Here is a 5,626-nt window from a genome sequence, read left to right on the forward strand (position 1 = left end):
GCTGATCAAATTAAATGTATAAATTTAAAAAATGATAGTATCATAAAAAAAATAATCAAACAAATTACACCAAAAGAATATGAGTTAATGATTCAATTCGGAAATAAAAATTTATCTTCGGGAAGAGATTTGAGTCATCTATTTCTGAATAAAATGGATTTCATTACTTACGAAGCATATTGTGAATTGATCAAGTCGGGATTATTAAGGTTTAGTGTTAATAAAACTAAAGTAGATGAAAGGTCTTATTACTGGACTTATTTGGGAAATGCAGTTTTGTTCTCTCTTGATATTATATCCGAAGAAATATTACTTAAGAGAGTAAAAGAATATCATGATCATGAGAAGAATGGAAGATTCTTGGTTGTAAAAAATGAACTTTCATTTCAAATCCCTGAATTAAATAAAAATGAATAAAATCGAATTCCAATTCATCGGCACCATCCATTCCCCTTTCCAAGAACCAAAAGGAATGCCGATCCAACCTGTCGGAGCAAAAGGAATAAAAGGAACAGTCGAAGTTTTCCCGGAATTTCAAGAAGGATTACTTGATTTAGATGGTTTTTCACATATTATCCTTTTGTATCATTTACATTTATCAAAAGGATTTAATTTAAAGGTTTATCCATTCCTGGAAAATAAACTTCGAGGAGTTTTTTCCACTCGCGCTCCTCATCGCCCAAATCAAATCGGTTTGTCGATTGTGCGCTTGATCAAAATTGAAAAGAACATAATTCATATCGAAAATATCGATGTTATCGATGAAACTCCGCTTCTCGATATCAAACCATTCGTGCCGAAATTTGATTGTTTTGATATCGATGAGAATGTAAAGTATGGTTGGCTGAAAAATAGAGTTGAGAAAGCAAACAACCATAAATCGGATGAGAGATTTGTAACTCAAACCTCTGGTTTGAGATAGTAAATCGATTTTCATAATTCGATTGAACGAGATACAATCTCGTTGTACAATATGAACAAAATAAAAATATTATCAGAAGAAGTTGCGAATAGAATTGCAGCCGGTGAAGTCATTGAGCGTCCTGTTTCAGTTGTCAAAGAATTAGTGGAAAATTCGATCGATGCCGGAGCGACAAAGATAATCGTTTTCATCGAGAATGGCGGGAAAAAATTGATCCAGGTTGTCGATAATGGTTATGGAATGTCGGAAGATGATGCTCTTACCAGTTTTGAAAGACATGCGACCAGCAAGATCAGAACAGTTACAGATATTTTTAATATATCCTCTCTCGGTTTTCGGGGTGAAGCTCTTCCCAGTATTGCTTCTGTCAGCCAGTTGACATTGATCACCCGCGAGAAAGAATCCGACATTGCTGTCAAAATCGATTTCCACTCCGGTCGTCTGGTTGATGTTTCCAAAACTTCAGCAAATGTGGGCACAACTATTTCCGTGAGAAAACTTTTCAGCAATGTTCCGGCTCGTAAGAAATTCCTCAAATCTGATCAAGTAGAATTCAAGCATATTTTGAATTATATTCATTACCAATCGATACTTTATCCGCAAATTCATTTCAGGTTTGTTTCCAACAATACGGAAAAACTGAATTATCCGGCAATTGGTGATAGGAAACAGAGAATTTCAGCAGTTTTCGGTAGTGATTTCCTGAAAAAAGATATGCTCGAAATCGATGTTCAAAAAGAAGGAATGTCTTTATCGGGGTATATCAGCGGATTGGAGGAAGATGCAACCGGATTCCTTGATTTCAAATATTTATTCGTGAACGGCAGATTCATAAGAGACAGGATAATTTTCCACAGCATCAAAGCAGCTTATGAACCTTTTATCAAAAAATTGAGGATCTTCCAACAAGGGAAGACTCCACCTTACATTTTGTTTTTGGAATTATCTCCCGAGCAGGTCGATTTCAATGTTCATCCGGCAAAACAGGAATTAAGATTCGGTGATCCGGGGAAGGTTCATAATTTTGTGAAAACAGCATTAACAAATCTTTTGCTGGAATACGAAGAAGACAAATTTTCCCAACTGAAAACAAAACTCACTTCCAATATGGGAGATGGCAGGATTACTAATCTGGATAAAAAAATCTTCACCCAGAAAACCGAAAAGAAAAGATTCAGTCAGTACAAGAAAGAACTTTCACAAATTTATCAACCCGATATTTTCAAGAAAAAAACAGAAGATGACGAAAAGATTGAGCAAGCAGTACGGAAAACAGATATTTATCTAAAACCGGAAGAAGATGTCATTAATCCCTGGCAACTCCACCAGAGTTATATTTTCGTGCAGGTTGAAGAGGGATTACTGGTCATTGATCAACACGCTGCTCATGAACGGATAATTTATGAGAAAATTTTACATCGAACTCACGGGGCTCCTGCTCAAACTCAAAAACTACTTTTCCCTCTTGTGATCAATATTCCTCCGATTCACAGTCATCTTGTTCCTGAACTTGTTTCTAAAAATATCGAGACCTTTAATAAAATCGGTTTCTCAATTAAAAATTTCAGCGGGAATTCTATTGTTATTGAAGAAATTCCAATCGAGCTGGAAGATTGGGACGGCGGAGATATTTTTATCGATATTCTCAAACAATTAGAAGATGAATTCTCTGAAACAGAAGATTTTCGAGATTGTATTGCCAAATCGGTCTCGTGCAAAGCTGCTATTAAAGCCGGAAAAAAGTTGAGTAAAAAGGAAATGCTCTCTCTGATAAATGATCTATTTGCTTGCGAAGTTCCTTATTATTGCCCGCACGGAAGACCATTGATCATAAAAATGACTTTAACGGAATTTGAGAAAAAATTCAAAAGAATTCTATAACTGTAAATTGAAGCAGGAAAAAAAGAAGAATTGGAGTAAAGGTAAAAAATGATGGTGAATTTCTAAAACCGAATATCTAATTATAAGGTTCCAATTACAAAGTGTTAAAGCTAAAAAATATATCCCCAAAATGATAAAATCGAAAACTGACATCCCAATCATAACTATTCAAGGCCCAACTGCTGTTGGAAAGAGCAGTCTCGCTCTTAAAATTGCTGAAGAATTAAGTACCGAAATTATTTCTGCAGACTCCAGGCAGGTTTATAAATATCTTGATATCGGAACTTCCAAACCAACAAAAGAAGAACAGGAATTGATCAAGCATCATCTTATCGATATTGTTTATCCCAATGAAGAATACAATGCCGGAATGTTCATCAAAGATGCAGAACCGATCATCACTGGATTGTATGAAAAAAAGAAGATTCCTTTAATTGTCGGAGGAACAGGATTTTATATAAAATCATTGCTCGAAGGATTAGTGGAAATTCCTGATATTCCAAAATCGATCAGGAATGAATTTGAAAAAATAGCAGAAGAAAAAGGAGCAGATAACATCCATGAACATTTAAAAAACATCGATCCTTATGCTGCCAAACGAATTGAAAAAAACGATGTTCAAAAAATGTTAAGAGCAATCGAGGTTTGGGAATTTACAGGTAAACCTATTTCTCAATTCTGGAAAGAACAGAAAACAGAAAACAAATACAATGTTTTTAATATCCTGCTAACAGAAAAGAGAGAAATTCTTTATCAAAGAATCGAGCAACGAGTCGATAAAATGATGAAAAAAGGTCTTCTGGAGGAAGTGAAAGAGCTTTTGAAAAAAGGATATAAAGAATCTGATCCGGGACTGATAACAGTCGGATACAGAGAGTTTTATCCATACCTGAAAAAGGAGAAAAATTTAGACGATTGTATCTCCTTAGTAAAACAAAACACACGAAATTATGCTAAACGACAATTCACTTGGTTTAGAAAAATAGATTTTGATTTGACATTGCCGGCAAACGATATTAAATTTTATGATATTATTGAATTATTAAAAGATTTTGGAAATGCCGGGAGTTAAAATGATCATAGCTACTGTTGATGGTTACAAAATTAGGGAGCATGAATTCAAAGCAGAACTGGATAGAATTCTGGTTAAAATGCATTTGCAGCAAGCGAATGAAAATGCCAAAGAAATAGCAATTGAACAGCTTATTGATGGTTATTTGCTTTTATCAAAAGCAAGGGAATCTGATATTGAAATTTCTTCTGATGAGATCGATAGCGAATTTCTAAATATTATGCTCAATTATAAAACTGAAAATGAATTTAACGAGATGTTATCACGAGCAAATCTAACTGTTGATATTCTTCGCAACAAGATTATGAATGAACTTCTGATAAAAAAATTTATTGATGTTCATTTCCCTTCTGTGGAAGATATACCTTTAGAAAAACTTCAGGAAATTTATGAAGAGAATAAGGAAGCATTCATTACTAAGGAAATTGTTAAAGCATCTCATATTCTGATCAAAGGTAAAGGTGAAGACAGTTTAAATAGAATTAAAGAAATATATTCTTCCATCAATGATGTTAATGATTTTTATGCAGCAGCGGAATCATGCTCTGAGTGTCCAAGCTGCTGCAATGCTGGTGATCTTGGCTACTTTTCAAGAGGTAAAATGGTCAGGGAATTTGAAGAAGTCGCTTTTCAACTTGGAATTTATGAAATAAGTAAACCAATCGAAACAAAATTCGGTTATCATATTATCATGGTAACTGATAGGAAAAATACAAAAATTGCTGAATTTGATGAAGTTAAAGAAGCCTTGACGAAAAGATTAAAACAGATAGATAGAGAATTAAAATTAATAAAATATTTAAAAAAATTGCGTTCACAAGCTGATATTGAAATTTTCTACGATTGCTTTTAATTCATCCGTAACTTTCCGAATCTTATTAGAAAGATTTCCTTTGGAGGAAGCTTCGGAAAGTAAATTTGGAAAGGAGAAAAAATGGCTGACCTCGGTGTTAATATAGATCATGTTGCAACATTAAGACAGGCAAGAGAAGGAATCAAACCGGAACCTCTTTATGCGGCTGCAATCGCAGAACAAAATGGTGCAGACCAGATCACAATTCACTTGCGTGAAGATAGAAGACATATTCAATTACGGGATTTGAAATTATTAAGAAAAACCATTCAAACGAAATTGAACCTGGAAATGGCTGCCACCAAAGAGATGATCTCAATTGCCAAATCGATTAAACCCGACACAGTTACTTTGGTACCAGAAAAAAGAGAAGAACTGACAACTGAAGGAGGTTTGAAGCTTTCTCTCAATCATGAAGATATGATCAAAGAACTACAAGAAGCTGGAATCGAAGTTAGTGTTTTTATCGAACCTGATCTGGATATTGTAAAAATAGCTGATAAACTGCGAGTCGATGCGGTGGAAATACATACCGGACATTATGCAAATTTGAAAAATAATAAAGAGATCGAAGAAGAACTTAAAAGAATAAAGAAAGCTGCTAAATTAATCAAAACTGCCGGTATGAGAGTTGTTGCCGGACACGGTTTGGATTATTTTAATATTCATAAACTCGTGAAACTTGATATTATTGAAGAATATAATATTGGACACAGTATAATTTCACGAGCAGTTTTTACAGGATTGGCTGAAGCCGTTCTGACGATGAAAGAATATGTAAATTTCTAAATCCGAATATCTAATTTCTAATTCACCCCGTTGGATATTGATAAAAGAATTTATCATAATTATCATTACCTATTATCATACGGGGTAAAATTCCAAAATAGTAAATTCC

General features: G+C 34.1%; 6 protein-coding genes. All 6 read left to right on the forward strand.

The genetic code is table 11. The annotated features are described in order from the left end of the window. Positions 1–129 precede the first annotated feature (129 nt). The 6 genes from ENL20_09675 to ENL20_09700 all read left to right on the forward strand — a co-directional run bounded on the left by ENL20_09675 (position 130) and on the right by ENL20_09700 (position 5,517). Positions 130–417, forward strand: a complete 288-nt coding sequence (locus ENL20_09675; GenBank protein ID HHE38825.1) for a hypothetical protein — start codon at positions 130–132, stop codon at positions 415–417. Further along, positions 410–922 carry a tRNA (N6-threonylcarbamoyladenosine(37)-N6)-methyltransferase TrmO gene (tsaA, locus tag ENL20_09680; protein ID HHE38826.1) on the forward strand — a complete coding sequence of 171 codons (513 nt, stop codon included), beginning with the start codon at positions 410–412 and terminating at the stop codon, positions 920–922. The genes ENL20_09675 and tsaA overlap by 8 nt, the downstream gene beginning before the upstream one ends. 51 nt (positions 923–973) lie before the next feature. Continuing rightward, entirely contained in the window at positions 974–2,803 is a 1,830-nt protein-coding gene (gene mutL / locus ENL20_09685) for a DNA mismatch repair endonuclease MutL (GenBank protein ID HHE38827.1), read from the forward strand. Positions 2,804–2,933: 130 nt separating this feature from the next. Beyond that, entirely contained in the window at positions 2,934–3,875 is a 942-nt protein-coding gene (miaA, locus tag ENL20_09690; GenBank protein HHE38828.1) for a tRNA (adenosine(37)-N6)-dimethylallyltransferase MiaA, read from the forward strand. After that, positions 3,862–4,728 carry a hypothetical protein gene (locus tag ENL20_09695; protein HHE38829.1) on the forward strand — a complete coding sequence of 289 codons (867 nt, stop codon included), beginning with the start codon at positions 3,862–3,864 and terminating at the stop codon, positions 4,726–4,728. Before miaA ends, ENL20_09695 begins: the two co-directional genes overlap by 14 nt. An 81-nt stretch (positions 4,729–4,809) precedes the next feature. Then, positions 4,810–5,517, forward strand: a complete 708-nt coding sequence (locus ENL20_09700; protein HHE38830.1) for a pyridoxine 5'-phosphate synthase — start codon at positions 4,810–4,812, stop codon at positions 5,515–5,517. Positions 5,518–5,626: the final 109 nt, after the last annotated feature.

The organism is Candidatus Cloacimonadota bacterium (assembly GCA_011372345.1).
In the GTDB taxonomy this organism is placed as follows: Bacteria; Cloacimonadota; Cloacimonadia; order Cloacimonadales; family TCS61; genus DRTC01.